The sequence below is a fragment of the Amycolatopsis sp. 505 genome, from assembly GCF_031625235.1.
Taxonomy (GTDB): Bacteria; Actinomycetota; Actinomycetes; order Mycobacteriales; family Pseudonocardiaceae; genus Amycolatopsis.
The window spans coordinates 266591-291055 of record NZ_JACKQP010000003.1; the positions used below are offsets into that span (position 1 = coordinate 266591).

Consider the following 24465-nt stretch of genomic DNA (forward strand, 5'->3'; position numbering starts at 1 on the left):
ACCTTCCCCCTTCAGACGACCAGGCCGCCGTCGATCTCGAATACGCTTCCGGTGATGTAGGCGGCGCGGTCCGACGCCAGGTAGGCGATCAGGTCGGCGACCTCGCCCGCGGTGCCGAACCGGCCCAGCGGGATGGCCGCGCGCAGCTTCTCGCGCGCCTTGTCCGTCATCTGCGCGGTCATGTCGGTCTCGATCAGGCCCGGCGCGACCGCGTTGACCCGGATGCCGAACCGGCCGACCTCCTTGGCCAGCGCCTTGGCGAAGCCGATCACGCCGCTCTTCGACGCCGAGTAGTTGACCTGCGTCGGGTTGCCGTACACCCCGGACACCGAGGACAGCGTGATCACGCTGCCCCGGCGCTGCTTGAGCATGAGGAACACGGCCGGCTGGCAGACGTTGTAGACGCCGTCGAGGTTGGTCCGCAGCACGTCGGTCCAGCGGTCCTCGGTCATCGTCACGAACGCGCCGTCGCGGGTGATGCCCGCCGACGTCACCACGGTGTCCGGGACGCCGAGGTCGGCGGCCGTGGCGGCCACCCACTCACCGGCCGCCTCCCGGTCGGTGACGTCGACCCGCGTGGCGACCGCCCGCCGCCCGAGGTCGTGCACCTCCTTGGCGAGCACGTCGGCGGACTGCTCGTCCGAGCGGTAGCAGAACGCGATGTCGTGGCCGCTTCCGGCCAGGCTCAGCACGACCGCGCGGCCGATGCCCCGCGACCCGCCGCTGACCAGCGCGACCTTGCCCGCGCTCATCGGACCGGCTCGCCGAGCCGCAGCAGCGTGCACGCCACCGCACCGTCGTCGTCGCAGGTGGTGACGACCGTGTGGTCGGTGCCCGCCCGCTCGGCGGATTCCGCGACGCTGAGGACCGCGGCGAGCTGGAACATCGCGCTCGCCGACGCCGTGTCGCCCAGGAGGTCCGCCGACGGCACCCGGTCGACGGCCGCGTCCCCGAACAGGGCCCGCAGCGCCGTGGTCTCGACCGGTTCGCCGCGCTGGTCGGTGAAGCCGCTGCCGGTCGCGGCCCACACCTGCTCGGGTGCGACCCCGGCCGAGGCCAGCAGCGCGCGCACGGCGACGGTGACCGTCCCGGCGAGATCGCCGTCCAGGCACACCCGGGACTCGAACCCCTCCAGGGTGCCCAGCACCCGGCGGCCGGGCGGCCGCAGGTCCGCGGGCTCGAGGAGGAACATCGCGCAGCCCTCGCCGATGACCACCGGGTCGTCCCCGCCGCGGCGGTGGTGCTCGACCCAGGCGCGGGCGGGGGAGTACTCCTCGGCGGCGCCGCAGAGCACCCGGGTCGCCCGGCCGGTCCGCAGCAGCCGCCGCGCGTAGTTCAGCGCGTGCGGGCCGGTGGTCCGGCCCGCGGCGATCGTCGCGTTCGGGCCCTTGAGCCCGTGCCAGATCGCGGCCTGCCCGGCGGCGCAGTTCATCACGCAGCCGGGGACCGCGGCCGGTTCGACGTGGTCGGGCTTGTCGCCGGTGAGCGACGCGCGGGTCAGGTCCATCATGCTCTGCACGCTGCCGGTCGTGGTGCCCAGCACGAACCCGATGTCGTCGCGCTCGTCGCCCGGCTCGACGCCGATGTCGGCGAGCAGGTGCTTCGCCGCGGCGACGGCCAGGCCGCTGACCCGGTTCATCGCCCGGGTGCCCTTCGTGCCGAGGTACTCCCGCGGCTCGAAGCCCGGGACGGTGGCCGCCGTTCCCGCCGGTCCCCGCGCCCAGCGTTGTTCATCTATTGTGGACACCGGGGACGTCCGGGTGCGGACGCCGTCGGCGAAGGCCGCGCGGTCGTGGCCGAACGGCGAGATCGCCGTCCAAGCCGAGATGACCGGGGCGGCCGGAGAGCTCGTGCTCATGCGACCGCCTCCCGCGGGCCGTCGTAGCGGCCGATCAGCACGACCGAGTTGTTGCCGCCGAAGGCCCAGCCGTTGTTCTGCACGATCCGCAGGTCCGCCTCGACCGCCACGTTGGGCACGCAGTCGACGGCGCACTCGGGGTCGGTCTCGACGTGGTTGATGGTCGGCGGGATGAAGCCCTCGGTGATGGCGACCGAGCAGCCGATCGCGGCCAGCGCGCTCGCCGCGCCCATCGAGTGGCCGAGCATCGACTTCATCGAGACCACGCGCGGGGTGTCGTCGCCGAACAGCTCGCGGATCGCCGCGGCCTCGGTCTTGTCGTTGGCGTGGGTACCCGTGCCGTGCGCGGAGATCAGGTCGACCTCCGCGGGCTTGACGCCGGCGTTCGCCAGGGCCAGTTCCATGCAGCGGGCGATGCCGCCCTGGTGCGGGGCCACCGGGTGGTGGGCGTCGCAGGACAGGCCGTACCCGAGCACTTCGCCGTAGATGCGGGCGCCGCGCGCGGTCGCCGACTCCAGGCTTTCCAGCATCAGGATGCCGGCGCCCTCGCCGGTCAGGATGCCCAGCCGGTTCTTGTCGAACGGGCGGCAGTAGTCCGGGGCGATGCTGCGCAGCCGGTAGAAGGAGGTGAACGTCTTGCGGCAGACGGCGTCCGCGCCACCGCACAACGCGAAGTCGGCTTCCCCGAGCCGGATCGCGTCGAACGAGTGGCCGATCGCGTAGTTGCCGGCCGAGCAGGCGGTCGCGATGCTGCCGACCTCCACATTGGACAGCCGCAGCTCGTGCGCGATCGAGGTGGCGAGCCGGCCGGCCGACGTGCGCCGGGCCAGCCGCGGGCTCATCGCCTCCGGACCGGCCGCGATCTCCAACGAGACCATGCTGTCGAGCTCGTGCGACTCGCCGTCGGTCGTGCCGATCGACAGCAGGCAGCGCGCCTCGCGCAGCACGTCGAGGTCGATGCCGGAGTCCGCCACGGCCAGCCGGGCCGCGGCGGTGGAGAACCGGCTGGCGCGGCCGAGTGACTCGATGTCGACGTTTTCGATCCAGCGTTCGGGTTCGAAGCCGATGACCTCGCAGCCGTTGTTGTGCTCGAAGCCGGTCGTGTCGAAGACGCTGATCGGCCGGACGTTGCTGCGCCCGGCGCGCAGGGCCGCCGTGAACTCGGCGATGCCCGTGCCCAGGCTGGAAACCACCCCGCAGCCGGTGATCACCACCCGCCTGCCGGGTGCGGTGGAGTGCTCGCTCATCGGATTTCCCCTACCAGCCGGCGGATTCCGCGACGACCTCGTAGGCGCTGTCCAGGTCGACCATCCGGCGGAACTGCGCCTGGTCGATCGTGACGCCGAACTGCTTCTCCAGCGCGGCGAGGACGTCCATCAGCGTGAGCGAGTCGGCTTCGTGGTCCTCGATGAAGTTGCTCGTCTCGGAAAGTTCGCCGTCCTCGAGCTCGAGGTGCTCGCGGACGATCGCGCGGATCTGTTCCCTGCGCTCGGACACTGCCGCTGTCATGACCACTCCTGTACCGGTTTTTCGGACGAACTTCGGCCTGGCCGGAAACTAGCCAGCGCAGATGACGGCCCTCTGACCGACCGCTGACGAAGGACGGCGTCGGCAAACCGTCAGCCGTCCGTCATCCGGGTGCGCCACGATCATGGCCGTCGATCACGGAAGGAGAGTGGATGAGCCCGGACCGTGTGCGTGACAGCGAAACGACAGCAGGGACGGCGAAGATCGCCGTCCCTGCTGCGAAAGGGGAACCGGTGTTCAGTCGAGCATGCAGTCCTGGACCAGGATGGCCTGGTACAGCTGCCGCAACGCGCGGCCCGGCGAGAGGCCGAGCTCGCTGCCGAGCCACTTGCTGGTGTGGTGGAACACCGACAGCGCCTCGCTTTGCTGGCCGGTGCGGTAGAGGGCGAGCATCAGCAGTTCGCTGAGCCGTTCCCGGCCCGGGTTCTCGGTGGCCAGCTGCCGCAGTTCGTGCACGATGTCGTGCTGCTGCCCCACCGCCAGGCGGGCGGCGATGAGGTCTTCCTGCACGGCCAGCCGCCGCTCGTTGAGGTGCGTGGCCGCGGCCCGGCAGCGCACCCCCTCCTGCACGTCCATCAGGGCCGGCCCGCGCCACTGCACCAAGGCCTCCCGCAGGATGCCGACGGCTTCCTGCGGTGCGGTGGAGACCAGGGAAGTGCCGCGGCGCGCGAGTTCGAGGAACCGGTGCGAGTCGATCGCCTCGGCGGGCACCTCCAGCTGGTAGCCGCTGTAGGTGGTCCGGACGACCTCCTCCCCGCTCGCGTCGGTGATCGGCTTGAACAGCCGGCGCAGCCGTGCGATGTTCGCTTGCAGTGCGTTGCGGGAGTTGGCGAGTGACCGCGGGCCCCACAGCTCGTCCGCCAGTTGCTCGTAGGACACCGGACGTCCCGGCGACAGCGCCAGCATCGCCAGCAAGGTCCGGACTTTCTTCGCGCGTATCGAGTAAATTCTCCCATTCGATCTTATTTCCATGGCGCCTAGTAGTTCGATTTCCACTTTGATCGACCCCCAGATTCGGGCAGCCCGCCGCTCATCGCGGACCATCCGAAGATGTATTTTGCGCAAGATAGTGGCAGAGGGCCGGTGGCTTAGGTACCTCCGTTCGGACCAGTGAAACGCCTAACTCGCCAGTAGTATCAGTTCGTGGACAGTTTGACTCGGGATGTATTCGGACATACCCGGGGATGGTGGTGTTAGCACCACCATTAATGGTGGTGACAGCACACCGGGAGACCGAGCTGATCTTCGCTGGTAGGGTCCCCGCGGGTGGTGCTGGCGCCCCGTCCGGTTGCACGAACGGCGAAGGGGTCATTACGCCGCGAAACCCGCGCTGACCGTGGGGTGCGCGGGTGGCGGCCGGGTGCTCCGGACCGCCTCGGACGCCGGGTGCGGAGGGGGCCCGGGGAGCCCGGCCGACGGGCCGGGCGGAGGCTCTCGGCAATGAGAGCGCAAACATGAATCCTATTTCTATCCGGCTAATAAATTAGGCGGGCGTGGGGCCGGGTTCGGCGTCCGCCGGGGTTTGTCCGGAGGCTTTCCGGCTTTGGTTAACGGTGTACACCGAGTTTCGAAACAAGCCGGGGTCCGCGGGGCCTTCTCGACCGCGCCGGGTGAACGGCGAACGATTCGGACAAAGCCTTCTGGCGAGGCGGGCGAACTTGCGCTCGCTCGATCACTCTCCGTGTCCGACGCAGTGGGCGGCCCTCGGGGGCGGCCGGCGTATCGGCCGGGCCGACTCACGCGTGGCCGGTGCGCTCGACCGGCCACAATGGACGTTTCGGGTGGCTACCGCCCGATTGTCCGGCGGCGCCGTCCGATTTCCCGTGATATCCTGTCGGTGTTCGGACCACTCGTTTACCGACAATCCCGCCCGGCCGGCGAGATCTGCCTCGATCCGACGTCCCTTCTGCGATTTCCGCCGCCTTCGCTCGACCCTGAACCATGCCCGGTGTGACGCACGAGCCCGCTGTTCCACGCGAGCGTGCGCGTGGACCGATGTGAAGGGGAATGTCCATGAGTGACACAGTTCTGGCCCAGGCCGCCAACATCAACCCCGGCCTCGCCGCCATCGGGTACGGACTCGGGGCGATCGGCCCCGGAATCGGCGTCGGCCTGATCTTCGCCGCCGTCATCAATGGTACCGCGCGGCAGCCGGAAGCGCGCGGGAAACTGCAGACGATGGGCTACTCGACGTTCGTTCTGAGCGAAGTCCTCGCGTTGATCGGGGTCGTCGTGTATTTCATCGCGTCCAACCGGTGAATCCCCCCGCTCCGCGCCCGGGCCCGAGCGTCCGGGCGCGGAGCAGGCACCGCCGGCCGCCACGGCGAACGGACCTGTGGACGCGGCTGCGGCACAAGCCCGAGGAAAGCAGCTGAACCTTCGGGCACGCCGTGCGAGCATGCGGTGGTGAGGAATCTGGCCGGGCCGACCGAAACAGCCGTGATCGTGCCGGTTCCCGCCGCCGACGCGGTGGTGGGGCCGTACCGGCAGGAGCTGGACCACTCCGCGGCCTGGGGCGTCCCGGCCCACGTCACGGTCCTCTACCCGTTCCTCCCGCCGGCCCGGATCACCTCGGCGGTCCTCGGCGACCTGAAGGCCGCGGTCGCCGAGCACGACGCTTTCGAGTGCGTGTTCTCCCGGGTCGCCTGGTTCGGGGAGGACGTGCTCTGGCTGGCTCCCGACCCGGCCGAACCGTTCCGGGCGCTGACCCACCGGGTGTGGCGCGCGTTCCCCGAGTGCCCGCCGTACGGCGGTGAACACCCCGACGTGGTCCCGCACCTGACGATCGGCAGCACCCGCCGCGCCGACGTCGCCGCGTTGCGGAAGGCAGCCGCCGAGGTGGAAGGGGCACTCCCCATCCGGGCCGGCGTCGACCGGGTGCGCCTGATCGCCGGAAACGCGCGCCCGGATTCCTGGCGCACGGTGGCCGAATTCGTGCTTTAGCTCGACCGCATCAGGATGAAGTCGCCGTGGCCGCCGTAGCCGAGGACGTCCTCCGCGTACTGGGTTCCGTCGAACGTCGGGAGCCACCAGCGGTTGCCGATCTTCACCAGCATCGGGTGCGGGATGTTCGTCCCGTACGGCGCGTTCAGCGTCCCCAGCTTCCGCAGGCTCAAGTCGTACACCGGGTATTCGCGCGCGTCGCCGTCGCTGGTGAACAGGTACCAGCGGCCGCCCACGCGCTGCAGGATCGTGCCCTCCGTCTGCTTCACCGACACGTCGGCGCCCAGCAGCGTCAGCCCCTCGTCGTAGTCCGCGCCGCGCGGGGCCGCCGCCAGGGCCGGGTGGAACACGAACGCCGGTTGCTGGGCCGGGCTTTCGACGAACGCGATGTGCCAGCGGCCGTCGATCTTCGTCAGGGCCGGGTCCCAGGAACTCACCGTCGTGGGCAGCGGGAGCGGCGAGGTCGGCAGCACGTGCACGCCCGACAGCACGTCCTTGCGGGTGACCGTGTGGCGCACGTGGACGCCGTTGAACGAGAAGTCGCCCCAGGAGCTCATCAGCAGGATGAACCGGTCGCCGTCGAGGACGATCTGGCCCGCGTGGTCGCCGAGCACCACGCCGTCGCGCGCGAAGAACAGCGTCGCCACCTGCTCGAGCTTGGTGGGATCCGCCAGGTCGAGCGTCCAGACCGCCCAGTGCGCCTGCTGGAAGAACCCGAGACCGGCGTTGGTCATGGTCAGGTAGAGCTTGCCGTGGCGGATGACGGGGCGGCCGTCGGCGTACTGGACGACGTGCGGGTCGCGGACGCCGGCCTGGCCGTAGTACCCGGCCCGGACCCGGCCCAGCCGCGCCGGCCCGCGGCTGCCGTAGGCGTAGCCCAGCCGGCCCAGGACCGCCGGGTCGCGCAGGTCGATCCGGGCCCGGACCTGGTCGCGCTCGGTCAGCAGCGGCCGCCAGCCGGTGCCCTGGTCGGCCAGGACGGTGACCGCGTTTTCGTTGACCACCACGGCGAAGCCGAACGGCGCCCGCAGCTGCGCCGGCGCGGTCTTGACCACGGCGGTGCCCGCGGCCGTGGTGATCTCGATGGCCGCCTGGCCGGCGTGGTAGGTGCCGAGCACTGAAACCCCGGCCCCGGCCAGCCCGGCGACGACGGGCGCGCGGTCGTCGAGCACCTGCACGGTCACGGTCCCGTAGGCCGCCTTCGGCCGGATGCCGGTCGTGACGAGCGCGCCGGGCCGGGCCGGGGTGTCGAACTGGACGAAGTTGCGCGCGATCAGGTCGAACGGCCGGAACTGCTCGGCGACGGAGAACTCCAGGTCCAGCGGGCCCGTGCCGGCGGCTTCGGCGGTGCCGCCGAACAGGCTCGCGGTCACGCCGGTCACGCCCAGCGCGGTCAGGGCACGCAGCACGTCACGTCGATCGAAGTCGGTCACCGGTGACCTCCGGGGTGGGGAGCGGGAACCCCAGTTTGCAACGTGGCATGCAACGTGGCAACCGCCGTCGGTTTCATTCCTTGACGAGGAACTCCAGCAGTCCGCCCGCCAGCTCCCCGGCCGGCTCCGCCCACTGCTGCCGCAGGGAGCGGAACAAGGCCGCCGCCCGGGTGCCCGGCCAGTCCGCCGGCAGGAGCGCCGGTGGCAGCACCGGATCCCGGCGGATCAGCAGGAGCCATTCCGCCCCGAGCCGGATCCGGAGGGACAGCTCGTCGGACGAACCGGGCTCCCGGCCGCTCCAGCGGCGGAGGAACTGCTCGTAGCCGGCCGCGATCCGCGGCAAGTCCCACGCTTCCCGGGCGATCCGGGCCGGGTCGGTCCACATGAACGGCTCCGCGCGGAACACCTCCGCGTGGTCCAGGAGGTCGAGTTCGGCCAGCGCCGGCGCGATGTCGGCCGCCGACGCCGAGACCCACAGGCCGCTGCGCAGCGGCCCGAACCCGAACCAGCCCAGGCGGGTGCGCAGCGCGTACCGGTCCGCGCGGCGGGTTTCCGGCACCGAGAACGTCAGCAGCGTCCACCGGCCGTCCCAGTGCCGGTCGACGATGTCGCCGTCGAGCTTGCGCTGGCCGTCGCGCAGCACCGCCGTGCCGTGCGCCGTCAGGCCCAGGAACGCCTGCCGCCCGCGGCGGACCGTGTGGAGCAGGTCGCGGCGGCTCATCCGGCTCAGCGTCGCCCGCGTCGCGTGTTCGCCGACGCCCAGGCGCTCGAGCGTGGCGATCACGCCGCCGGTCGACACGGCGATCCCGCGGTCCAGGACGTGGTCGCCGAACAGCGTCAGCAGCAGGGCCTCGGGCCGCACGCCCGGCGCGCCCTCGTCCTCCGCCCAATCGGCCGCTTCGAGCATGCGTTCCTCGCTGTTTTCCCGACGATCATCAATCGTTTGTCCGGCAATTCGAGGATATCACCGAGTTCGAAAGTTTCGGTATCCCAGAATACTTGATGAATTGTTGACGGTCGTTCTGAATCTGCCTAACCTCAAGGCCCGAGGGGGATCGCCGACCGGAGGTCACCGATGAGTGGATTCAGAACGGCGTTCGTGACCATGGCCAGTGCCTTGCTGCTGGCCGTCACCTCGGCCGTGGTCCCGGCCCCGGCGTCGGCCGCTTCGCTGGTGGAAGTGACCGGCTTCGGGAACAACCCGGGCGGGATGCGGATGCACGTCTACGTGCCGGACACGCGGCCGGCCAATCCCGCGATCGTGGTCGCCATGCACGGGTGCGGCGGCTCGGGGCCCGGGTTCTACTCCGGCAGCGAATTCGCTGCGCTGGCCAACCGCTACGGGTTCCTCGTGATCTACCCCAGCGCCCAGCAGCAGGCCGGGTTCGGGAACTGCTTCGACACCTGGTCGGACGCGGCGAAGCGCCGGGGCGGCGGCAGCGACCCGGTGTCGATCGTGTCGATGGTGACCTACGCCGAGCAGCGCTACGGCGGCGACCCGAACCGCGTCTTCGCCACCGGCTCGTCCTCCGGCGGCATGATGACCAACGAGATGCTCGCGCTCTACCCGGACGTCTTCAAGGCGGGCGCGGCGTTCATGGGCGTGCCGTTCACCTGCTTCGCGAACGCCGCGGACTTCCCGCCGTGGTCGAGCAAGTGCACCGGCAACGGCGGCGCGAACCGCACGCCCCAGCAGTGGGGTGACGCGGTCCGCCAGGCCTACCCCGGCTACACCGGCGCCCGCCCGCGCGTCCAGCTGTGGCACGGCACCGCCGACACGCTCGTGCCGTATGCGTTGCTGCAGGAGGAAATCGAGCAGTGGACCAACGTCTTCGGCCTGAGCCAGACGCCGACGTCGGCCGACACCCCGCAGGCCGGCTGGAACCGCCGCCGCTTCGCCGACAAGGTCGAGGCCTACAGCATCCAGGGTGCCGGGCACAGCCTGCCCTCGGCCGGGATGGCCGCCTCCGCGATCGCCTTCTTCGGCTTGGGCGGGTGAGTGCCGCGAATGACTCATTCGGGACCTCCGACGTCCCGAATGAGTCATTCGCGACCTCCGGGCGGGGCGCTCAGGCGCTGAGGACCTTCAGCGCGGCGGCGTGCACGCCGGGCGCGGCGGCGAGGTAGCCGGCGCTCGTCAGGTCCCACGGGCCGCCGTCGAGGTCCGTGACCACGCCGCCGGCTTCCCGGACCAGCAGGACGCCGGCGGCGTGGGACCGGACGTTTTCGAACTGCCAGTGCAGGTCCATCCGGCCCGCGGCGACCTGGGCGAGCTGGTGGGTCACCGGCACTGAGATCCGCACGTACAGCGCCGCTTCCGACATCGCGGTGAACGACCGGCCCATCCGCTCGAGGAAGCGGTGGCCGTGCTGGGCCTGGCCGGTGCCCGCGAGGGCGCCGTCCAGCGCCGTCTTGGCGGAGACCCGCAGCCGCTCGCCGCCGAGGTGCGCGCCGCCGCCTTCGGTAGCGGTGAACAGCTCGCCGAGCACCGGGAAGTACAGCACGGCCAGCACCGGACGGCCGTCGCGGACGAGGCTCACGCCGATGTTCCAGTCGGGCATGCCGTGCACGGCGTTGACGTTGCCGCCCATCGGGTCGATGAGCCACCACTCGCCGGCGGGCAGCGGCCCGGAGCCGTGCTCGTCGTCGAGCCAGCGCGCCTCCGGCCGGATGGCGGCGAGCGCCGGCCGGAGCACCTCGGCGACGGCGGAGTCGTTGTCGTGCAGGCTTTCCAGCAGCTCGGGCAAGCCGGGCTGGCGGGCCGCGGGGGAGTAGCGCGCCAGCATCCGGGCGCCGGCGGCACGGACGGCGGCGGTGGTGGCGGCGAGCAGGTCCTGGCTCATCGGGACTCCTGTGGTTGTCTTGCGTTCGTGCAACTCGACTTGAACTTGCTCACGGTGCTCGACGCGCTGCTCGAAGAGGGCAGCGTGATGGGCGCGGCCGAGCGGCTGCACCTGTCGTCGCCGGCGGTCAGCCGCACCCTCGGCCGGCTCCGCGCGGTGACCGGCGACGACATCCTGGTCCGCACCGGTCACACGATGGTGCCCACGCCGTACGCGGTGGCCGTCCGCGAGGACGTGCACCGGCTGGTCCGGCAGGCGCAGGCGGTCCTGCAGCCGGCCCGCGAGCTGGACCTCGCCGGTCTGGACCGCACGTTCACGATCCAGTGCCACGACGCGCTCGCGGCGTCGGTGATCCCCGTCCTGGCCGGCCGGCTCCGGGACCGGGCGCCCGGGGTGCGGCTGCGGGTGCTGGCCGAGCACTCCGCCGACACGGACGACCTCCGGCACGGCCGCGTCGACGTCGAACTCGGTGGCGCCCGGCCGGACCTGCCCGAGTTCCGCTCCGAGGTGCTCGGGCACGACGCCCTGGTGGTGGCGATGCGGCCGGGTCACCCGGCGGCCGGCGGCCTGGACCTGCGGGCGTTCGCGGCTCATCCGCACGTCCTGGTCTCCCGCCGCGGCCGGCTCACGGCGCCGATCGACGACGTCCTGGCCGCGGAAGGCTTGCGCCGCCAGGTGATCGCTTCGGTGGCGACGCTGGCGACGGCGTTGCAGCTGGCGGTGCGCAGTGACGCGCTGGTCAGCTGCACGGCGGTGCTCGGCCGCCCGCTGATCGACGCCTTCGGGCTGATCACCCGCCCGCTCCCGGCGGAGTCGCCGGCCGCGGAGATCTGCTGCACCTGGCACCAGCGCTACGACTCCGACCCCGCGCACGCCTGGCTCCGCGGCCAGGTGCGGGCAGCCCTGGAAGAGATCACCGCCTAGCGGTCAATCCGGCAGCGGCAGCGCGATCGTGCCCGCGAAGCGGGGTGTCTCGGCCTCGTCGAGCATTGCCGCCGCGACGGTCGCCCGGCTGATCACCGCCTCGAAGTCCAGCGGTGGCCCGGCCTCGAGCCCGACCGTGCGCCGGTGGGGGCTTTCCGGGCCGTCGGTGAGGAGGCCCGCGTGGAACACCGTGCCGCCGGCCGCGAGGATCGTCTCGTCGGCCTCGACCTTGTCGCCGAGCCGGTCGCCCAGCAGCTTCGTGAGCGCCCCCGCGGCGGCCCCGGCCACCGATGCCGACTGCCCCGTGCCGTACGCGCCGAGCCAGATGATCCGCGACGGCCCGGCGGCGACCACCGCCTTCGCGCCGGCCAGCAGGACCCCCGCCCGGTCCGTGCCGAGTCCGGAAAGGACGGTCGAGCCGGCGGCGATGGCCATGCTCGCCGGGTCTTCGACGTCGCCCGCCACCTTGTGCAGACGAGCCGACGCGGGAAGGTCGATGCGGCCGGGATCCCGGGCGATGGCGGTGACGGTGTGCCCGCGCCGCAACGCTTCCCGGGTGAGTGCGAGTCCGGTCCGGCCGGACGCCGCGAGGACGGTGAGGTTCATGCCGTCCACGCTAGGGACCCTCGCACTTAACATCAAATGCAAGTTCGGAAAGAATTGATTTACCGTGACGCAAGGGGCGGCCGCCGAGGAGTGCGGCCGCCCCCGGCCTCAGCGGCGGTCCGCGCCGGTCAGCGGGGCCGGCGTGTAGCGGAGGTAGCGGCCCGGGGCCCCGAGCTCGGCCGCGGCCGCGTTGAGGCGCTCCGGCCGGAGGTCGGGCCAGTGCCCGGTCTCGATGCGGGATTCCAGGGCGTGCAACGCCGCCAGGGTCTCCGACGGCCGGAACGCGCAGTGCCCGGCCGCTTCGACGTACGCCTGCCGCAGCAGCGCTTCGCGGCCCGCCGCGCGGACCCGGTGGGCGTACCAGTTCTCATGCTCGACCGGGACCAGGTGGTCCGCGGTCGTGTGGATGGCCAGCGACGGGACGCGCAGGTGCCCGGTCGCCGTGGACGTCCGGGCGAGCGTGCCGACGGCCTGCCGATCCGGCGTGACGTCCGCGTGGCGGGTCAGGTCGGCCAGGTCCGCGTCGAGGTCGAGGCCCGCGGTGCGGTACAGCGCCCGGACCTGCCGCGCCAGCGGGCTGCCGGACAGCAGCGCCCGGTAGTCGACCCCGCGGTTGGCCGCGCTGTTCCCGCCGGCCGCCAGTTCGATCTGGTAGCGGCCGGGCACCACGAACCCGAGCACGAACTGCGCGAGGGCTTGCTGCTGTTGCTGTTCCTGGCCCGCGTGGTCGGCGGGCCCGGGCGGGGCGTCACCGGTCAGCCACGGCGGCGTGTTCATCAGCGCCGCCCCGAGGGCGATCCGGGCCCGGCCGGCCGCGGTGCCCTGCGCGTCGGTGACGAGCTTCGTCAGCGCCGCGCCCGCCGCTCCCGCTTCGTCGGCGCTCGCGTACCGGACCAGCTTCACCGGCTGCGCCGGGGCGAGCAGGCGCGAGAGCGCGTATTCGCCGTCGAGCTGGTAGTTGTTCAGGTTCAGCGCGCCCGCGACCAGGCCGCACGTGGTCAGGGCGCCGTCGAGCCGCCGGTTCCCGGACTCGGCTTCCAGGGCGCTGACCAGTCCGCCCATCGACGTGCCCCACGCGATCGTGCGGCGGGGCTCGCCGATCTTCCGGACGAGCGCGTCGAGCGAGGCGAACTGGTCCCGCGGGGCGGAGGCGAGCGCCCACCACGACGGTCCGCTGTAGGACGAGCCGATCAGCGCGTACCCCGCCGAGAGCAGGGCCTGCCCGGTCGGCTCGTCGGGGGCGTTGCGTGCTTCCAGGGGGCCGAAGCCGTGGCTGTAGAGGATGACGGTGCCGTTCCAGGCGGCCGGCACGTCCGCCACCCAGCTCGCACCGTCGGGCAGCTGCCCGGTGTAGTGCGCGGTGGTCGCGGCCAGGGCCGGAGTCGCCGTGGTGAGGCCGAACGCGATCAGCGCCGTCGCGACGAGGGCGCCGGCCCGGCGGAGCCAGCGCCTCATCCTCGGTGTCCTTCCGGCTGGACGGCCGCCGGCACACTCGGCTCGGGCGTCAGGTCGCGGCGGTGGGTCTCCCGCAGCGCCAGCACGCAGACGGCCGACAGGAGGCAGAAGGCGGCGATGGTCCACGACACCGGCGTGGTCGAACCGCCGCCGTTGGCGCGCTGGAGCTCGGCGAAGATCAGCGGGGCGAACCCGGCGCCGAGCCCGGCGAGCTGGTAGCCCAGCGACGCGCCGGTGTACCGGCTTTCGGTGTCGAACAGCTCGGAGTACAGCGCGGCCAGCGGCCCGTACATCATCGGGTGGAGCACGCCCTGGCCGATCACCAGCGCGAGGACGAGCAGCAACCCGTTGCCGTCGCGGACCATCGGGAAGAGCAGGAACCCGAACACCGCCATCGCGGCCGCCCCGGCCAGCACGACCGGGCGGCGGCCGATCCGGTCCGAAAGCGCCGACCACAGCAGGATCCCGGCCACCGCGCACGCCGAGGACAGGGTGAGCGCGTTGAGCACTTCCTGCCGCGGGTGCCCGTGCTGGACGCCGTAGGCGAGCACGAAGGTGGTCAGCGTGGCCTGGACGACGAACGCGGCGAGCCCGACACCGACGCTCAGCGCCAGCACGCGCGGGTGGTCGCGCAGCACGGCCACGAGCGGCAGCCGCCGGCGTTCTTCCTTGCGGGCGGCCAGGAACGCGGGTGTCTCGTCGACGCGGGAACGCACGAACAGGCCGATCGCGAGCAGGACGATGCTGAGCAGGAACGGGATCCGCCAGCCCCAGGCGAGGAAGTCGGCTTCGGAGGTCAGCCCGGCGGTGGCGGACATGACGAGCGTCGAGACCACCATGCCGCTCGGCGCGCCCGCGTTGGTGAACCCGGCCCACAGGCCACGGCGCGTCCGCGCGTGCTCGGCGGACATCAGCACCGCGCCGCCCCACTCGCCGCCGACCGCGATGCCCTGGACGACGCGGAGCAGGACCAGGCCGATCGGGGCGATCGGGCCGATCTGGTCGTAGCCGGGCAGGAGGCCGATGAGGAAGCTCGCGACGCCCATCAGGGTCATGGTCAGCACGAGCATCCGCTTGCGGCCCAGGCGATCCCCGAAGTGGCCGAAGATCAGGCCGCCGAGCGGGCGGGCGAGGTAGCCGGTGGTGAACGTGCCGAAGCTGGCGACCGTGGCCAGTGCCGGATCGAGGTCGGCGAAGAAGACCTTCCCGAAGACCACCGCGCTCGCCGTGGCGTAGAGGAGGAAGTCGTAGTACTCGATGAGACTGCCGAGGAAGCTGGACGCGACCGCTCTGCGGAGCTGAGTGCTCATGGGGTTCACCCTCGTCTTCGGGGGCGGGGCACTGCGGAGGGCAGGTTCGTCCGGGGCGGACGACGGGGGAGCGGAGCTCAACGTTAGTCAGGGCCATGACGGCCGTCAATATTCTGCACAACATCAAGTGGTCGCCGGGCCGGGTTACGCTGGCGCTCGTGACGTCATCCGCCGAGACCGGCTCCGGGCCCCGCCCGAAGTCCGTCATGCTCACGTTCCTGGGCATCCACCTGCTCGGCCGGGCGAGCGCGATCTACTCGGGCAGCGTGATCGACGTGTTCGGCCGCGTCGGCGTCTCGGAGGAGGCGGTCCGCTCGACGCTGACCCGGATGGCGGGCACCGGCTTGCTGACCCGGCACCGGCACGGGCGGAAGGTCTACTTCGGTCTCAGCGAGCGCCTCGCGGCGGTCCTCGAGGACGGCAGGCGGCGGATCTGGGAGACGGGCGCGGTCAACCGGGCCGAGGACGGCGCTTGGACCCTGGTCGGCTTTTCGCTGCCCGACACCCGCCGCGGCGACCGCCACGACCTGCGCCGCCAGCTGACCTGGGCGGGATTCGGCCTGCTGCAGAACGGGTTGTGGGTCGCTCCCGGCGTCCGCGACGTGACGGCCATCGTCGAGCAGCTCGGCGTCGACGGGCACGTCACGGTCTTCACGGCGCAGCCCGCCAAGCCGACGGAGGCGGCCGAGCTCGTCCGCAAGGCGTTCGACACCGCGACGATCGCCTCGCGCTACCACGACTTCCTGGAGAAGTGGGACGGCGGGAAGCCGTCGTTCCCGGACGACCTGACGCGCCGGCTGGTGCTGCACTCGGATTGGCTGCACGTCGTCCGCCGGGACCCGCACCTGCCGGCCGGGCACCTGCCCCGGGACTGGCCCGCGATCGAGGCCGAGACGTTGTTCCGCAAGCTGGACGCGGATTTCCGCGAAGGTGCGGACCGGCTGGCGGCCGAAACGTTCGAACTGCTGCCGACCGCGGCTCACCCCGCCGGATAGCCGTCCATTGTGGTCCGTTTCCGGAGCACGAAGGCGGTGACGCGGTTCATGGTCCGGAAATTGTCGAGATCGAGGTCTTCGGTCGCGACTTCGATGCCGAAGCGGCGTTCGACGTGCGTGACCAGTTTCAGGGCCAGCAGCGAATTCACCAGGCCGAGCGCGAAGTAGTCTTCGTCGGGGCCGGGAGTGGTGCCGGCGGTGGCGGTGGCGAAGAACCGGGTCAGTTCGGCCAGGATGTCGTCGGCGTTCACCGGCTGACCGCTTGTCACGCGCCCTCCCTCGAGCGATGCCCCTCATCCGAAGCTAACACGGTCTCGGGTGCGCGGACGGCGCCGAACGGCGTAATTGCTCTCTGTCCTCATTGGACGATCAATTTCCGTGGTAATCGACGGCAATTATGGACAGTGACGGCCGATCCCTCGATCGGCGGCTTGCCGACGGCGGGAAGCCGCTGGAAGTATCCGGAGTTCGTCACCGCCGGGATTTCCGGCATCGTGCACGGGGAATTCTGGGGATGACTGGACCATCGAACAGCGTGGGCGATCTGCTGACCCACCAGGCGGCGCGCACGCCGGCGGAAACCGCGCTGGTGAGCGGCCGGACCCGGCTGAGTTACGCGGAACTGGCGGCCCGCAGCGACGAAGTGGCTTGGCGTTTGGCGTCGTGCGGCGCGGGGCCGGAGACCCGCGTCGGGCTCCTGCTGGAGCGCGGGGCCGAGATGGTGGTGGCGCTGTTCGGAGCGCTGAAGGCGGGGGCGGCGTATGTGCCGCTGGACCCGGCGCACCCGCCGCGGCACCGGGCGGAGCTGGTCGCGGACGCGGGGATCACGCTGGTGCTGACCCAGCCGGAACTGGCCGCGTCGCTGCCGAGCCGGTGCGTGCCGGTGTTCCTGGAGGGCGACTTCCCGGCTGGTTCCCCGCCGCGGATCCGGCCGGAGAATCTCGCTTACGTCCTCTACACGTCCGGCTCCACCGGCCGCCCGAGAGGCGTCCTCGGCACCCACGGCGGCCTCCTCGCCCTGTTCGCCGCGCACCGCGAAGGCCTTTTCGCGAGCGTCGGCGAGCGGCTCCGGGTGGCGCACACCGCGGCGTTGTCGTTCGATGCCTCGTGGGTTCCGCTGCTGTGGATGCTGGCCGGGCACGAACTGCACGTCCTGGCCCGGCTCGACCCGCGGGAGACGGTCGCCGCGCTGGAGGCCGCGCGGATCGACGTGCTCGACGTGACCCCCTCCCACCTCCGGATGCTCATCCTCGCCGGCCTGCTGGACGGCCCCGCGCGGCCGCGCCTCGTCATCGCCGGGGGTGAGCCCGTCGATCCGGACCTCGGGGCCGAGCTGCGCGCCGCCGGGGTCGTGGTCTGGAACGCCTACGGAACCACGGAGACCACAGTGGACAGTCTGCTGTGCGACACCGTGCCGGAAGGCCGGGCGGTGCTGGGGCACCCGATCGCGGGAACCCGCGCCGAGGTACGGGACGCCGCACTGCGCCCGGCCCGGGCGGGCGAGCTCTGCCTGGCCGGAGCCGGCCTGGCCCGCGGTTACCTCGGCCGCCCGGGCGCCACGGCGGCGGCGTTCGTCGCGGACCCGGCCGGACCGCCGGGATCGCGGATGTACCGCACCGGCGACCAGGTCCGCCACCGCGACGACGGGTTGCTGGACTACCTCGGCCGCACCGACGACCAGGTCAAGATCCGCGGCATCCGAGTGGACCCGGCGCACACCGAGGCGACCCTGCTGACCCACCCGGGCCTGGCGGCAGCGGCAGTGGTGGCTCGCCGCAACGGCCGCGATGACCAGTTGGTCGCCTACGTCGTGCGGAGGACGGCGCCGGAGACCGGCGGGGAGGGCGCGCTGGTGGCCGGGGCAGGGCCGAAGTCCGGCGCGGGGATCGGGGCGGAGGTTGGGCCAGAGTCCGGTGCGGAGGTTGGGCCCCGGAGCGGGCCGGCGCTCGGGGTGAGGGTCGGTGCAGGAGCTGGGCCGCGGTCCGGCGCGGGGACCGGGGCGGAGGTTGAGCCGAAGTCCGGCGCGGAGGCCGAGTCGGAAATCCAGCCGAATCTCGGCACCGACCTGCGCTCCTACCTCCGCAGCCGCCTGCCGGAGCACCTGATCCCCGCCCGGTTCGTCGAACTCGCCGCCCTCCCCCTGACCGCCAACGGCAAGCTCGACCGCCGCGCCCTGCCCGACCCCGGCCACCCCGACGGCACCTCCCCGGGCAACCCCGCCGAAGCGCTGGTCGCCGAAGTCTGGCGGGACTCGCTCGGCCTGGACCACATCGGCACCGATGACGACTTCGTCGAGCTCGGCGGCGATTCCATCCTCGCCATGCGCGTCGCCGGCACGCTCAACCGGCGCCTCGGCACCGCCCTGCCCGCCCAAGCCGTCTTCGAACACCGGACCGTTGCCGGGCTCGCCGCGGCCCTCCCCGCCGCGCACCCCGGGCACGCGCCCGCCCGCACCGCACCCGGCGCCGCTCTTCCCCTCTCCTCCGGGCAGCAACGGCTCTGGTTCCTCGACCAGCTCGCCCCGGGCAGCGCCGAATACCACACCAGCGCCGGGTTCCGCCTGCGCGGCCCCCTCTCCGTCGACGCCCTGGCCAGCGCCCTCACCGCGCTGGCCGAGCGGCACGAGTCGCTGCGGACGACCTTCCCCACCGTCGGCGGGCGGGGGGTCCAAGTCGTCGGGCCGCCGCCGGACATCCGGCCGGACGTCCGCGCCGCCGACGGCGTCGAACGCGAGGTGCACCGGCCCTTCGACCTCGCCCGCGGCCCGCTCTTCCGTGCCACCGTCTTCCGCCTCGGAGAGGACGACCACCTGCTCGTCCTGGTCCTGCACCACATCATCACCGACGGCTGGTCGATGGGCGTGCTCGCCCACGAGCTCGGCCTGCTCTACTCGGACCCCGGCGCCGAGCTGCCCCCGCTGCCGTTGCGCTACACCGACTTCGCCGCCTGGCAACGCGAGCGGCTCGCCGGTCCGGAGCTCGACGACCGGATCGCCTACTGGGAACGGCAGCTCGCCGGCGTCTCGGCACTCGAGCTGCCCACCGACCGCCCGCGGCCCGCCGTGCGCGGGACGGCGGGCGCGACGCACCGCTTCACCGTTCCCCCGGCCGTGACCACCCGGCTCGCCGAACTCGGCCGGCAGCGCGGCGCCACGCTGTTCGTGACCCTCATCGCCGCCGCACAGGTCCTCTTCGCGCGCTACACCGGCCAGCGCGACATCGCGCTCGGCACCGTCACGGCCGGGCGGTCCTGGGACGAGCTCGCCGGGCTCGTCGGCTTCTTCGTCAACACCGTCGTGATCCGCTCCCGGCTCGACGACGACCCGTCCTTCGCCGACTTCCTCACCGGCGTCCGCTCGACCGTGCTCGACGCGATGGCCCACGACGACGTCCCCTTCGGCCGCCTGGTCGAGCTGCTCGCCCCGGACCGCGACGCGAGCCGGTCGCCGCTGGTCAGCGTCATGGTCGTGCTGCAGAACGCGCCCTCGGCGCTGCCGGAGCTCGACGGGCTGGCCGTCGAGGAATTCGACCTGCCCCGGCACTCGGCCCAGTTCGACCTCACCCTCGAGTTCGAGCCGCGGGACGGCGGCCTGCGCACCACCGTCGAATACAGCACCGACCTCTTCGACGCCGACACCATCCGGCGGCTGGCCGAAAACCTGCGCACACTCCTCACCGGCATCGCCGACGACCCCGGCCGGCGGCTGTCCCGGCTGCCGTTCCCGGCGCCCGCACAACGACACGAACTCCTGGCCGTCGGCCGCAATCCGGTGGAGGGGCCCGGCCGGACCGTCCTCGACGTCTTCGCCGAGCGCGTCCGCGAACGCCCGGACGCCCTCGCCGTGACCTGCGCCGGCACCGCGTTGAGCTACCGGGACTTGGACCGCCGGGCGAACCGGCTCGCCCACGCCCTGATCGCCCGCGGCGCCGGCCCGGACGTCCGGATCGGCCTGTGCGTGCCGCGCGGGATCGACGCGGTCGTCGGCATGCTCGCGATCCTGAAGGCCGGCGGCGCCTACGTCCCGCTCGACCCGCGCTACCCGGACGAGCGATTGGCGTTGCTGCTGAACGACTCCGGCGCCGCGACGGTCGTCACGACCCGTGCGGCCCGCGACCGGGTCCCCCGCGGGGCCCAGGTGCTGCTCTCGGACGACGGAAGCGGGCCCGGCGACGCCCCGCCGCGCCGGGCCCGGCCGGAGAACCTCGCCTGCGTGCTCTACACCTCCGGGTCGTCGGGCCGGCCCAAGGGCGTACTGATCGAGCACCGCTCGGTGACCCGGTTGTGCGCCGACGAATCCGCCCGGCTGGGGCCTGACGACGTCTCGACGCAGTACGCGCCGCTGTCCTTCGACGCCTCGACCCTGGAAATCTGGGGCGCGCTGCTGTCCGGGGCGCGGCTGGCGATCGACCCGGAAGACGTGCCGTCGGTCGAGGCCCTCGGCGCCTTCGTCCGCGCCGAGGGCGTCACCGCGCTGTGGCTGACCGCGGGGATGTTCCACGAGGTGGCGGCGGCCGACCCCGGGGTGTTCGCGGGCCTGCGCCGGCTGGTCTCCGGCGGTGACGTCCTGTCGCCGCGGCAGTGCGCGGCGGTCCTGCGCCGGTGCCCGGACCTGGAGCTGGTCAACGGCTACGGGCCGACCGAGGGCACCACGTTCACCGCCTGCCACCGCGTCCGCGACGGCGACGGCGGGCGGCCGGTGCCGATCGGGCGGCCGATCACCGGGACGCGCTGCCTGGTGCTGGACAGCCACCTCGCGCCGGTGCCGGCCGGCGTGCCCGGCGAGCTGTACGTCGGCGGGAGCGGCCTGGCCCGCGGCTACCTGGACCGGCCCGGCCTGACCGCCGACCGGTTCGTGGCCGACCCCTTCGGCGACGGCACCCGGCTGTACCGCACCGGTGACGTCGTGCGCTGGCGCGCCGGCGAGGAGTGGGTCCTCGACTTCCTCGGCCGGTCCGACGACCAGGTCAAGATCCGCGGTTTCCGAATCGAGGTGGGCGAGGTCGAGGCGGCGCTGCGACGGCACCCGGACGTCGCCGAGGCCGTCGTGGTGGCGCGCGAGGACACCCCCGGCCACAAGCGGCTGGCCGGGTACGTCGTGCCCCGCCGTCCGGTCGAGCCCGGCGCCGTGCGGGAGTTCCTGGGGAAGAGCCTGCCGGGCCACCTGGTCCCCGGCGCGCTGGTGCTGCTCGACCGGTTCCCGTTGACGCCGCAGGGCAAAGTCGACCGCCGGGCGCTGCCGGCGCCGCGGCCGCGAGCCGCCGGCGTCCGCACGGCGCCCCGCAGCCCGGCCGAGGAGCTGCTGACGCGCGTGTGGGCCGAGGTGCTCGGCGTCGAGCACGTCGGCACGCGGGACAACTTCTTCGAACTGGGCGGGGATTCGATCCTCGGCATCCAGGTCGTGGCGCGCGCCCGGCAGCTGGGGCTGCGGCTGAGCGCCAAGGACGTCTTCCTCCGGCAGACCCCGGCCGAGCTGGCCGCGGCGGGGGCGTGGGAGGAACCGGCGGCGCGCGAGGCGCCCCGGCCGGCCGGCCCGGTGCCGCTGTCGCCGATCCAGCACTGGTTCTTCGAGACGATCACCGAGCACCCCGGGCACTTCACCCAATGGGTGTCGGCCGACCTCGCCGCGGATGTCGACCAGGCGGCGCTGCGGACCGCGGTCGCGGCGCTCGTCGACCACCACGACGCGCTCCGGCTGCGCTTCCGCCGGGCCGGCCGCGAGTGGCGGCAGGAGTACACGGAACCGTTCACGGCCTTCCGCGTCGGTCCGGTGTCCACCATGGACTTCTTCGAGCTGGACGGCGGCCCGTTGTTCACCGCGGTCCTGGACGGCTCGCGGCTGCTGCTGGCCGCCCACCACCTGGTCGTCGACGGCGTCTCGTGGCGGATCCTCCTGGCGGACCTGCGCGCGGCGTACGCGGCGGCGCGCGCCGGGCGGCCGGTGGAGCTGCCGCCCCGGACCACGTCGTTCGGCGACTGGTCCCGCCGGCTGGCCGGGCACGTGGCGGCGGGCGGGTTCACCGCCGGGTTCTGGCGCCGGACGGCGCCGGGCGCCGGGCCGGACGGCGACCCGCGACCCCCTCGCGCGGTGACGGTCCGGCTCGCCGCGGACGAGACGGCGGCGTTGCTGCGCGACACGTTCGCCGCCTACCGCACGCGCATCGACGACGTGCTGGTGAGCGCGCTCGGCCGGGTCCTGGGCGGCTGGCTGGGGCGGGAGCGGGTGCTGCTGGAGCTGGAGGGGCACGGCCGCGAGGACGTCTTCGAGGACGTCGACCTGTCCCGGACGGTGGGCTGGTTCACGGCGCTGTACCCGTGCCCGGTGGCGGTGCCCCGGGACGGTGGGTGGGGTGCGGTGCTGAAGGCGGTGAAGGAGTGTTTGCGCGCGGTCCCGGACCGGGGGCTGGGGTACGGGGCGTTGCGGTACCTGGGGGAGGCGGAACTGCCGGAATCCCGCCCGGTGGCGGCGTTCAACTACCTGGGCCGCTTCGACGCCGAGCCGGAGTCCGGCGCGCTGTTCCGTGGAGCTCCCTCCGCCATCGGGCTGAGCCGTGCGCCGCACGTCACCGGCACCTCGCGCCTCGATGTCACCGCGGCCGTCACCGCGGCCGGCGAACTCGAATTCGAGTGGACCTACTCCCCGGGCGCGCACGACTCCGGTACCGTCACCCGGCTGGCCGGCGAGACGCTGACCGCGCTGCGGGAGATCGCCGCCCACTGCGCCGAGCCGGGCGCCGGCGGCCGCACGCCGTCCGACTTCCCGCTCACCGCGGCGAGCCAGGCCGAACTCGACCGGGTCCTCGGCGACGGCCGGCACGTCGAGGACGTCTACCCGCTCACCCCGATGCAGGCCGGGATGCTGTTCCACAGCCTGTCGGAACCCGGCACCTACCTCGAGCAGGTCTGCTTCACCCTGACCGGCGTCGACGACCTCACGGCCCTGGAACGCGCCTGGCGGCGAGCGGTCGACGAGACCCCCGCCCTGCGGACGGCGATCCACTGGACCGGCGTCCGCGAGCCGGTGCAGGTGGTGCACCGGGCTGTGACCCTGCCGGTGACCGTGCACGACGGGCGATCGTACGACGAGGCCGAGCTGCTCACCGCCGACCGGGAAGCCGGGCTGGACCCCACCGCGGCGCCCCTGATGCGGGTCACCCTGGTCCGGCTGGACGACATCCGGGTCCGGACACTGTGGACGTTCCACCACGTCATTCTCGACGGCTGGAGCGTCTTCGAGGTCCTCACCGACGTCCTCGCGCACCTCTCCGGCCTGGCCCCCGAACGCCGCCGCCCGTTCGCCGACCACCTCGCCTGGCTCGCCCGCCAGGACCCGGCGGCCGCCGAAACCCATTGGCGCAAAGTTCTTTCCGGGCTTGTTCCCACCCGGCTGCCGTACGACCGCCCGCCGGGCCGCGCCCATCGCGCCCGCTCGACGTCCACAGTGGAACGTTCACTGTCCGCAGTGGACTCGGGACGGGTGGCCGCCTTCGCGCGACGGCACCGGCTGACGGTCAACGCCGTCGTCCAGGGCTCGTGGGCGCGGCTGCTGGCCCGGCACGGCGGTGATCCGGACGTCTGCTTCGGCGCGGTGGTGTCCGGCCGCCCGCCCGAACTGCCCGGCGTGGACCGGATGGTGGGGATGTTCGTCAACACGGTCCCGGTCCGGGTGACGGTCGCGGAAGACGGGCCGGGCTGGTTCCGGCGGTTGCAGGCGGACCAGGCCGAGGCCCGCCGCTTCGGGCACGTGTCACTGGCGGCGCTGCGCCGCTGGAGCGGGCTGCCGGCCCGGGCGGGGCTGTTCGACAGCATCGTGGTCTTCGAGAACTACCCGTTCGACCGCGACGCCCTGGCCGAGCGCGGCCTGCACGTGGCGGAGGTGACGGCGGTCGAGATCACGAATTATCCGCTGGTGCTGATCGCCCACGGCAGCGCGCGCGACGACGAGCCGCTGAGCTTGCGGCTGGGATATGACCCGGCGCTGTTCGACCGGGGGACGGTCGAGGTTCTGGCGGGAGAGCTCGTGGACCTGCTGCGCGAGCCGGCGGGGCCGGCCGGGCTGCCGGAAGAGCGCCCGCCGGGTCTGGCGAGCGGCTTGGCCGCCGAGCCAGTCGGCTCGCTTGGCCAGCCGCTTGCAGCCGGGCCGGGTGATCCGGGTGCTGAGCCAGCCACGCCGCCGGGCGACCGCCCTCCGGCCGGCCAACACGAGCCGGCCGGCGCCGCCGCATCGCCGCGCGAACACGCGGCCGCCACACCCGCCGAGAGCGAGCCGCCCTACCTCGCCCCACGTACCGCCACCGAACGGGCCCTCAGCCGGATCTGGGCCGAGGTCCTCTCCGTCGACCACGTCGGCGTCGACGACGACTTCTTCGCCCTCGGCGGCGACTCGCTGCTCTGCCTGCGGGTCACCGCGCGGCTGCGGGCCGACTTCGGTGCCGCCCTGCCGCCGCGGGCGCTGTTCGACAACCCCACCGTCGGCGCTCTCGCCCTGATGCTGGAGCACCCCACGCTCGAAGCACTGGGCCGGGCCGTGGATCGCGGCCTGAACCCGCCGCAGGACTACGAACTCTAGGAGGC

At 72.8% G+C, this 24465-nt stretch carries 18 protein-coding genes; 6 read left to right on the plus strand and 12 right to left on the minus strand.

The features are described from left to right. Window positions 1-11: 11 nt before the first annotated feature. The 5 genes from fabG to H5965_RS12855 all read right to left on the minus strand — a co-directional run bounded on the left by fabG (window position 12) and on the right by H5965_RS12855 (window position 4429). On the minus strand, window positions 12-752 hold the full coding sequence (gene fabG, locus H5965_RS12835; RefSeq protein WP_310969882.1) for a 3-oxoacyl-ACP reductase FabG: 741 nt from the start codon (window positions 750-752) through the stop codon (window positions 12-14). After that, complete coding sequence (locus tag H5965_RS12840; protein ID WP_310969883.1) at window positions 749-1858, minus strand: beta-ketoacyl synthase N-terminal-like domain-containing protein; 1110 nt, start codon at window positions 1856-1858, stop codon at window positions 749-751. Before H5965_RS12840 ends, fabG begins: the two co-directional genes overlap by 4 nt. Then, window positions 1855-3105 carry a beta-ketoacyl-[acyl-carrier-protein] synthase family protein gene (locus tag H5965_RS12845; RefSeq protein WP_310969884.1) on the minus strand — a complete coding sequence of 417 codons (1251 nt, stop codon included), beginning with the start codon at window positions 3103-3105 and terminating at the stop codon, window positions 1855-1857. The genes H5965_RS12840 and H5965_RS12845 overlap by 4 nt, the downstream gene beginning before the upstream one ends. A 10-nt stretch (window positions 3106-3115) precedes the next feature. Further along, window positions 3116-3367, minus strand: coding sequence for an acyl carrier protein (locus tag H5965_RS12850; RefSeq protein WP_244210629.1), 252 nt, complete (start codon window positions 3365-3367; stop codon window positions 3116-3118). A 255-nt stretch (window positions 3368-3622) separates the two neighbouring features. Beyond that, window positions 3623-4429, minus strand: a complete 807-nt coding sequence (locus H5965_RS12855; protein ID WP_310969885.1) for an AfsR/SARP family transcriptional regulator — start codon at window positions 4427-4429, stop codon at window positions 3623-3625. A 969-nt stretch (window positions 4430-5398) separates the two neighbouring features. On the opposite strand from H5965_RS12855, the gene H5965_RS12860 reads away from it, so the two are divergent. Together H5965_RS12860 and H5965_RS12865 are read left to right on the plus strand one after the other, a co-directional pair. Continuing rightward, a complete protein-coding gene (locus H5965_RS12860; protein WP_310969886.1) occupies window positions 5399-5644 on the plus strand; it encodes an ATP F0F1 synthase subunit C in 246 nt (81 codons plus the stop codon). Window positions 5645-5791: 147 nt separating this feature from the next. Continuing rightward, a complete protein-coding gene (locus tag H5965_RS12865) occupies window positions 5792-6328 on the plus strand; it encodes a 2'-5' RNA ligase family protein (protein WP_310969887.1) in 537 nt (178 codons plus the stop codon). Here H5965_RS12865 and H5965_RS12870 read toward each other — a convergent pair. Beyond that, window positions 6325-7761, minus strand: coding sequence for a hypothetical protein (locus tag H5965_RS12870; protein WP_310969888.1), 1437 nt, complete (start codon window positions 7759-7761; stop codon window positions 6325-6327). The genes H5965_RS12865 and H5965_RS12870 overlap by 4 nt on opposite strands. A 73-nt stretch (window positions 7762-7834) precedes the next feature. Further along, window positions 7835-8668, minus strand: a complete 834-nt coding sequence (locus H5965_RS12875; protein ID WP_310969889.1) for a PaaX family transcriptional regulator C-terminal domain-containing protein — start codon at window positions 8666-8668, stop codon at window positions 7835-7837. 168 nt (window positions 8669-8836) lie between these two features. Between H5965_RS12875 and H5965_RS12880 the strand changes: the two genes are divergently transcribed. Continuing rightward, a complete protein-coding gene (locus H5965_RS12880; protein ID WP_310969891.1) occupies window positions 8837-9760 on the plus strand; it encodes a PHB depolymerase family esterase in 924 nt (307 codons plus the stop codon). Window positions 9761-9830: 70 nt separating this feature from the next. Here H5965_RS12880 and H5965_RS12885 read toward each other — a convergent pair whose 3' ends face one another. Continuing rightward, complete coding sequence (locus H5965_RS12885; RefSeq protein WP_310969892.1) at window positions 9831-10604, minus strand: inositol monophosphatase; 774 nt, start codon at window positions 10602-10604, stop codon at window positions 9831-9833. Window positions 10605-10631: 27 nt separating this feature from the next. Here H5965_RS12885 and H5965_RS12890 point away from each other — a divergent pair, with 27 nt between their 5' ends. Then, on the plus strand, window positions 10632-11528 hold the full coding sequence (locus H5965_RS12890; protein ID WP_310969893.1) for a LysR family transcriptional regulator: 897 nt from the start codon (window positions 10632-10634) through the stop codon (window positions 11526-11528). A gap of 3 nt (window positions 11529-11531) precedes the next feature. On the opposite strand, the gene H5965_RS12895 is transcribed toward H5965_RS12890, so the two are convergent. The 3 genes from H5965_RS12895 to H5965_RS12905 all read right to left on the minus strand — a co-directional run bounded on the left by H5965_RS12895 (window position 11532) and on the right by H5965_RS12905 (window position 14899). Then, window positions 11532-12134: an NAD(P)H-binding protein gene (locus tag H5965_RS12895; protein ID WP_310969894.1), complete on the minus strand. Its 603-nt coding sequence runs from the start codon at window positions 12132-12134 to the stop codon at window positions 11532-11534. 108 nt (window positions 12135-12242) lie between these two features. Then, window positions 12243-13589, minus strand: a complete 1347-nt coding sequence (locus tag H5965_RS12900; protein WP_310969895.1) for an alpha/beta hydrolase — start codon at window positions 13587-13589, stop codon at window positions 12243-12245. Next, on the minus strand, window positions 13586-14899 hold the full coding sequence (locus H5965_RS12905; RefSeq protein WP_310969896.1) for an MFS transporter: 1314 nt from the start codon (window positions 14897-14899) through the stop codon (window positions 13586-13588). The genes H5965_RS12900 and H5965_RS12905 overlap by 4 nt, the downstream gene beginning before the upstream one ends. Window positions 14900-15057: 158 nt before the next feature. On the opposite strand from H5965_RS12905, the gene H5965_RS12910 reads away from it, so the two are divergent. Further along, window positions 15058-15894 (plus strand): PaaX family transcriptional regulator C-terminal domain-containing protein, encoded by an 837-nt coding sequence (locus H5965_RS12910; protein ID WP_310969897.1) that lies wholly within the window; start codon window positions 15058-15060, stop codon window positions 15892-15894. On the opposite strand, the gene H5965_RS12915 is transcribed toward H5965_RS12910, so the two are convergent. Continuing rightward, a complete protein-coding gene (locus tag H5965_RS12915; RefSeq protein ID WP_310969898.1) occupies window positions 15879-16163 on the minus strand; it encodes a phosphopantetheine-binding protein in 285 nt (94 codons plus the stop codon). The genes H5965_RS12910 and H5965_RS12915 overlap by 16 nt on opposite strands. A gap of 266 nt (window positions 16164-16429) precedes the next feature. Between H5965_RS12915 and H5965_RS12920 the strand changes: the two genes are divergently transcribed. Next, window positions 16430-24460, plus strand: a complete 8031-nt coding sequence (locus H5965_RS12920; protein WP_396136899.1) for an amino acid adenylation domain-containing protein — start codon at window positions 16430-16432, stop codon at window positions 24458-24460. Window positions 24461-24465: the final 5 nt, after the last annotated feature.